Here is a 6186-nt window from a genome sequence, read left to right as displayed (position 1 = left end):
GCGGACGCGGACGAGGTGGGGGGCGTTGTCGGCGACCTCGACGCAGGCGTCGTTGGTGTTACCGCTGTAGCTGCTGGTGTGCCAGTTCGGTGAGGTCTCACTCATGATGTTCCTTCGCGATAGCACGCATCAGTTCGAGGGACGCCCGCACGCCCAACGCACCCTGTTGCAACAGATCATAGACACGCTGGAACTGCATCACCTCGGCCGGATCTTCAGTGTAGTTGCCGGTGTTGAAACCCTCGGTGTACGCACCACGCCCACCCCTGGGGAGGGTGAGGAGGGCCAGGGAGCCCGCCACCGGGGACCCCCGCAGGGGTAGTACCTGGAGGTTCACATTGGGGCGGTCGGACATCGCCAGCAGGTGCTCGATCTGCTCGCGCATCACCCGGCCGCCCCCGAGGTCACGGCGCAGGCACGCCTCGTCGAGCACGATCACCATCCAGGGCGGCTCTGGCCCGTCGAGCACCGTCTGACGCTCCAGCCGTCGGCGTACGAAGTCGCCGATCTGGCCCGCGTCACCGGCCAGTCCGGCCTCCATCGCCGCGCGCGCGTAGTCGGCGGTCTGGAGCAGACCCGGCACCACGATCGAGAACTCGTGTATCGCGGTGGCTTCGAGCTGCCGCCGCATGTACGTCTTCGCGTAGTCGCGGACGTTCTGCTCGGTCAGGATCTTGACCAGGTTCACCAGCGTCCCCGGCGGCAGCCCCAGCACGATCTCCAGCTTCCGCGCCAGCTCCCGGTCCGGCGGGTCCTCGCCGCGCTCGACCTCCGAGATGCGACTCCCGCTGCTGAAGACCTTCGCCCCCACGACCGCCTGGGTCCAGTCCCGGCCCAGCGCGAGGCGCGCTTCCCGCACCGCGTTCCCGAGGTACTGCTCGATGCTCTCCCCCGGATCCAACTCCTTTGCCCCTGGCATATGCCTCGTTCCTCACCCGCAACGCCGGAACCCAACTCCTGGTGAGCGTAGGGGCGTCCGCGCCATCGTGAAGGGGTAGTCGAGGAGATCCATCAGAAAGGGAGCGTGATGAGGTACCGGCAGGGCGACATCGTGACGGACGCGACCAGGGCCCTCACGGGCGAAGTGCACTGCGTGCACGCGGACACGCTGATCCTGGTCCGACCCAGCGGATACGTGTGGCAGGCGGCCGTCGACCAGTGCTGGACGGCGAGTCCGCAGGAGCGGGAGAGTCTGACGCCGCGCGGAGCCGTACGGGTCATCAGCACGTCTCCCGAGCGGCGAACCCCCGTACAGACAGCGGGTGATGACTGATCGTCACTCACACGAGGGATTTTCACTCGACGTGGCGTTTCGGGCATATGCCGTGCGGTACGTTCGCCGCATTGAACGGCCCTCGCGATGGCGGGAACCATCCACGAGGGCCTCGACCACCAGTGGACAGGACTCCACCCGTGATGTACCGGCACTTTATCGCGCCCTCGCGCTGCTTCACCCCGTTCGACCACGAGATCATCCGGCACCCCCGGCTCTGTTCCGACGCCGTGCGGCTCCTGACCTGGCAGCTCTCGCTCCCGGAAGGCGCCAGGGAATCACTCTCCCGAACGGCCGAGCGCGCCGGGATCCGAGGGTGCGCGTTCACCCGGGCCAAGCGACAGCTGATGGCGGAGGGCTTCGTCCACGAGCTGCGGACACAGGGCCCCGGCGGGCGGTGGGAGACCCGACAGCTCGTGTCCAACCGCCCGTTGAGCGCCGCGGAGGCGGCGAAGCTGCTCGGCGGCCGTCCACCGGGAACGCACCAGGTGGCACCGGGTCCCCGGGTTCCGGCGGTCGGTGAGCCGACCACCCCGGGCACCGACGGTCCTCCAAAGAAAGACCCTGTCGAAGACACCTCCAACCGTCCGGCCGAGACGGAGGGCGAGGGCGGGGGCGGGGGTGGGCCGGAGGCTCCCGAGGCGGAGGTTCCCGAGGCCGAGGTTCCCGAGGCGGAGGTTCCCGAGGCGGAGATTTCCGAGGCCGAGCCGGGCATCCCCGAGGAGGCCCGGCTCGGCCTCATCGGTGCGCTGCCCCTCCTCTCCCCCGCCCTGCGGTTCATCCCGCGCGGCATGCGCGACGAACTGGCCCGCCTCGCCGCGCGCTGGCTCACCGCCGGGCACAGCGTCACCTCCGTGCACGACCACATCCTGCGCAGCCTGCCGAGGAACGGCACGCCGGTGCACCGGCCCGGCGGGCTCGTACGGTATCTGCTCCGCGAGGTGACGCCCCTGACTCCGGTGCCTTCGGTGGCACCCCCGGCTCCCGGGCCGTCCGCCGGGCCGCGCGTCTCGGCGCGGCTGGCGGAGGCCCGGGAGTGCGAGGGCGCGCACCTTCAGCCGATGCTGTTCCGGCCGGTCGGCGAGGAGACGTTGTGCGCTCCGTGCGCCGACGCGCTGATCGGAACGACCGGCACGGCCGGGACGGTTGGGACGGTCAGGACGGGTTCAGCTTGATCGCGAAGCCGTTGAAGATCGACCACACGTCGACCCACGCGAGCCCCGTGCTGCACTCCTTGCTGGCGTTGCATCCGTAGCCGTAGCTCACGATGCCGTTCAGCTGACGGGAGTTGGGGTCGTTGATGAAGATGACCGGGCCGCCGCTGTCGCCGCCCCGGCCGACGATGCCGCCGTTGTGCGGGACGCCGTAACTGCCCCAGACCGTCGTCCCGTTGACGACCCAGCTGGAGTTGCCCGCGTACACCGTACGGATGTTGCAGACGACCTTGGAGTTGTAGCCGAGCTGGCAGGTGAAGTCACCGACGGCCACGTTCCGGACGCCGTTGAGGTAGCGGGTGTAGCCCGCCGCGTCGACGCCGTCCCACGTGTAGCGGTTCGTCGGGGTCTCGATGAAGACGGAGTCCAGCTCCGGCTTCTTGAACTTGACCTGGCCGATGTACGTGCCGCCGGCCGTCCACACGTTGTCGTTGACGTTGTAGCAGTGCCCGGCCGTGACCAGCCACTGCCGCCCGTCCCAGGTGCTGATCGCGGGTATGCCGCTCGTGCAGTACGAGCGGTCGCCGCTCGCCGGACCGAGCGCGGCGCCCGCGTAGAACGGCGAGGAGTCGTTCCAGCGGTTGAGCGGCGCGGAGGGCGCGGCCTGGCTGACGGTCACCGGGGTGGCGTCGGCCGTGCGCGCCGCCGTGACCGTCGGGGAGGCGAGATAGGTGCGGGCCGCGGCCGGTTTGTCGACGGAGAGCTGGATGCGCGAGCCGTCCGGGGACGAGCCCGCGAGCGAGACGGTGAAGGGGAGGTTCGCGCGGTGGGTCAGGGCGTCGATCTCCGCGCGCAGCGCCTTCGCGGACTTCTTCGCCTGCCGGACGTGCAGGAGACCGGTGTCCGCCTGCGGGTTCGCGCGGTGCGCGGCCGCCCGGAAGCGGGCGGTCTGGGCGGGGCTCGTATCGGTCAGATAGACGTTCACCGAGCGGTAGTCGGGGGCCAGTTCGACCTGCGTGTAGCGGTCCGCCCAGGCCGCGCCCCGGCCGACCTGCGCGGCGGCATCGGCGGCGAGCCGCAGCGGGCCGAGGACCTCGGCCTGACGTTCCGGGGAGAGCGCGGCGATCCGGTCGGCGGAGAGCGGTCCGGACGCGGCGGCGGACTCGGACGGCTCCGCGTGCGCGGAGACCGCGAGGACGGGCAGGAGGCTCAACGCCCCCAGGAACGCCAGGCCCTTTCGTAATCGGCGCATCGGGTATCCCCCTTGGGCGGTGGTGGCGGGCCCGGCGGGTGCGGGGCCTTGGTGCCCGGGGATGCTAGGGAGGGGTGGGGCGGTCGGCAAGGGGCGCGGGTGGGGGCGCGTGGCGCGCGGTTGCGGGGTGAGCGGTTGCGCGGCGCGGGGTTGCGCGGCGCGGGCGGGCGGTGCGGGTGCGCTGCGCGGGGGCGCTGCGCGGGCGGGCGGGGCGCTGCACGGGCGGCCGGGGCCGGGTGGTGGGGGCGGGGGCCGCGGTCTCCGGTACGGGGTGTCCGGACTGTGCCTCGCCGCGCTCCGCGCGAGCTCCGGCCCTTTACGTCCGGACACCCCGTACCTGCGACCCCGGCCCCCTCACGTCGTACCCCCGCCCACCGCTTCACCGGGCCTGGGTGCGCCATCGCCCTGCGGGTCGGGGGAGGTGGCGTCGCGGGTTGTCGTCACGCCGGTGGCGCGTCGCGGAAGCGGCGGCGGTCGCGGGTGCCGGGTGGGGCGTCGGCCAGGCGGATGACCGCGCCGTCGCGGCCCGCCACCACCGGTTTGCTGGAGCGGGCGGCCTTCGCCTGGTACTGGGCCGCGTCCGCCAGGCGGAACAGGCGGCGGGCGGACTTCAGGGGCCCGATCGGGTCGCCCGTCGAGGCGACCCCGCACGCCACGCCCTCGCCCAGCTCCAGCTCGGCGGCCCGCACGCACAGTTCCTCCGCCACCGCCACCACCTCGTCCGCCGTCGGACCGACCGTCAGCAGACAGAACTCGTCGCCGCCGAGCCGCGCCGCCAGCGCCCCCGGGAGCATCGCCCCGCACCGGGAGAGGACCGAGCCGAACCGTTCCAGCAGTCGGTCGCCGACCGCGTGCCCGTGGGTGTCGTTGACCCGCTTCAGGCCGTTCAGGTCGCACACGAGGAGGCTCACCACCGAGCCGTCCGCCCGGTACCGCTCGATCGCCTCGTCGAGCCGGGTGTCGACCGCCCTGCGGTTGGCCAGGCCCGTCAGCGGGTCCGTGAACGCCAGCTTGCGGACCTCCTCCAGGCGCTCCGCCTGCGCGATCCCGGCCGCGACGACCGCCGCGAGCACCGTCGCGAAGTCCGCGTCGGCGCGCCCGAACGGCTCGGTGCCGGCCGGGCGCGCCACGTACAACTCGCCCCACGCGCGCCCGTGCAGCACGATCGGCGCGACCACGCAGCTGCCCCGGCCGCGCCGCCACAGGCCGGTGACCCGGCCGGTCGGGACCGGGTCCTGCGCCGTCTCCACCCAGGCGTCCGGCTCGCCGCCGCCCGCCCACTGCTCGTGCAGGAACTCGGTGATCTCCGGGAACTGGTGCACCGGATACGTCTCCGCGTCCGGGAACTCCTCCTCGCCCGGCGCCCGGTCCCCCGCGTTGACCAGGACCTTCAACCGGCCGTGGTCCCGCTCCCAGACGGACAGGGCCGCGAAGCTGCCCCCGAGCGCCTCCGCCGCGCCCAGCGCGGCGATCCGCCAGAACTCCCGCGGAGTGTGCGCCGCCGCCATCGCCTGAGCCAGCGCCACTACCGCCCGCAGCCGCACGTCCTCTCCCATTCCTCCAGCTTAGGGAGGTTTGGTCCGTTTTCCCTTCCGAGACGTCACCGTAAGTGACATTTCGTGCAAATAGTGACAAAGGGGGCCGGAGGGGGGCTTGAGGGACTTGGGGGGCTTGTTCGGGCGGTCGGCTACTCGCCCGGCCACTCCGGGCGGCGCTTCTCGTTGAACGCCGCCACGCCCTCCGCCCGGTCGCCCGAGAACGCCACCGAACGCCAGGCCGCGTCCTCGACCTCCAGGCCCGCCCGCAGGTCGAGCCCCTGCCCGAGCCGCATCGCGCGCTTCGCCGCCCGCAGGCCGACCGGCGAGTTCGCCGCCATCCGCCCGGCCAGCTCCAGGGCCGCCGTACGGGCGTCCTCGGCGAGCACGTCCACCAGACCGAGCTCGCGGGCCTCCGCCGCCTCCACCCGGCGGGCCGTGAAGACCAGTTCGGCGGCGCGCGCCGCGCCCACCCGGCGCGGCAGCAGCTGCGTACCGCCGCCGCCGGGGATCACGCCGACCGACACCTCGGGCAGTCCGACCACGGCCGTCGCGTCCGCCACGATCACGTCGCAGGCGAGCGCCAGCTCGTACCCGCCACCGAGCGCGAAGCCGTGCACGGCCGCGACGGTCGGCATCGGCAGTTCCAGCACCCCGGTGTACGCGGCGCGGGCCACCGGCCGCTGCCGGACCAGCTCGGCGTCGCTGAAGGAGTTGCGCTCCTTGAGGTCGGCGCCGACGCAGAAGGCCCGGTCGTTGGACGAGGTCAGCACGGTGACCCGGACCGCCGGGTCGGCGGCGAGCGCGGCGCAGGCGGCGCCGAGCGAGCGGGCCATCTCCGAGGAGACCGCGTTCATCGCCTTGGGGCGGTCCAGGACCAGCTCGGCGACGTGCGCCGCCCTGCGCACCAGCACGAACTCGCCAAAACGCTCTTCGGACTGCTCGGACTGCTCGGACATGACCGACACACCC

Annotated in this window: 7 protein-coding genes; 2 read left to right on the top strand and 5 right to left on the bottom strand. The window is 72.7% G+C overall.

What is annotated here, in order from left to right:
- The coding region (locus ACIPXM_RS03860; RefSeq protein WP_401652485.1) for a DUF397 domain-containing protein at positions 1-105 on the bottom strand (105 nt) is incomplete at its 3' end.
- A complete protein-coding gene (locus ACIPXM_RS03855; protein WP_401651597.1) occupies positions 98-919 on the bottom strand; it encodes a Scr1 family TA system antitoxin-like transcriptional regulator in 822 nt (273 codons plus the stop codon). The genes ACIPXM_RS03860 and ACIPXM_RS03855, both read right to left, overlap by 8 nt.
- Positions 920-1027: 108 nt before the next feature.
- Here ACIPXM_RS03855 and ACIPXM_RS03850 point away from each other — a divergent pair, with 108 nt between their 5' ends.
- Both ACIPXM_RS03850 and ACIPXM_RS03845 read left to right on the top strand, forming a co-directional pair.
- Entirely contained in the window at positions 1028-1273 is a 246-nt protein-coding gene (locus ACIPXM_RS03850) for a hypothetical protein (RefSeq protein WP_401651595.1), read from the top strand.
- A gap of 143 nt (positions 1274-1416) precedes the next feature.
- Positions 1417-2448, top strand: coding sequence for a hypothetical protein (locus ACIPXM_RS03845; RefSeq protein WP_401651594.1), 1032 nt, complete (start codon positions 1417-1419; stop codon positions 2446-2448).
- On the opposite strand, the gene ACIPXM_RS03840 is transcribed toward ACIPXM_RS03845, so the two are convergent.
- The 3 genes from ACIPXM_RS03840 to ACIPXM_RS03830 form a co-directional block, all read right to left on the bottom strand.
- Entirely contained in the window at positions 2429-3679 is a 1251-nt protein-coding gene (locus ACIPXM_RS03840) for a hypothetical protein (RefSeq protein WP_401651593.1), read from the bottom strand. The two genes, ACIPXM_RS03845 and ACIPXM_RS03840, sit on opposite strands and share 20 nt — an antisense overlap.
- Positions 3680-4119: 440 nt before the next feature.
- Positions 4120-5235: a diguanylate cyclase domain-containing protein gene (locus ACIPXM_RS03835; RefSeq protein WP_401651590.1), complete on the bottom strand. Its 1116-nt coding sequence runs from the start codon at positions 5233-5235 to the stop codon at positions 4120-4122.
- Between the two features lie 131 nt (positions 5236-5366).
- Positions 5367-6173, bottom strand: coding sequence for an enoyl-CoA hydratase/isomerase family protein (locus ACIPXM_RS03830; protein ID WP_401651588.1), 807 nt, complete (start codon positions 6171-6173; stop codon positions 5367-5369).
- Positions 6174-6186: the final 13 nt, after the last annotated feature.

The organism is Streptomyces sp. NPDC090025 (assembly GCF_044748125.1).
Lineage (GTDB): Bacteria > Actinomycetota > Actinomycetes > Streptomycetales > Streptomycetaceae > Streptomyces.
The sequence above is the reverse complement of the archived record's forward strand: the minus strand, read 5'-3'. Positions and strand labels throughout refer to the sequence as shown.